At 78.0% G+C, this 254-nt stretch carries 1 protein-coding gene; it reads right to left on the reverse strand.

Annotated features, from left to right (window positions below):
- Positions 1 to 235: hypothetical protein (locus ACFFNX_RS52235; RefSeq protein ID WP_378213927.1), on the reverse strand; the 235-nt coding region annotated here is incomplete at its 3' end.
- Positions 236 to 254 lie beyond the last annotated feature (19 nt).

Below are 254 nucleotides of genomic sequence, written 5' to 3' on the forward strand. Positions count from 1 at the left end.
CGACGGCGACCTCCAGCCCGCCAGCGGCATCCGGCCTACCGACCACCTCCGACCCGGTCACGGCTCCCGACGCGGTAACGACCGCCGACCCGACCGTGACGTCCGCCGCGCCCTGCGTGTCCGGCCCAGTCGCGGCCCCCGACACGACGGCGACCTCCAGCCCGCCAGCGGCATCCGGCCCGCCGACCACCTCCGACCCAGTGGCGGCCCCCAACGCGGTTGCGACCCCGGACACGGCCGCGACCTCCAGCCCC

The organism is Actinoallomurus acaciae, from assembly GCF_042429965.1.
Lineage (GTDB): Bacteria > Actinomycetota > Actinomycetes > Streptosporangiales > Streptosporangiaceae > Actinoallomurus > Actinoallomurus acaciae.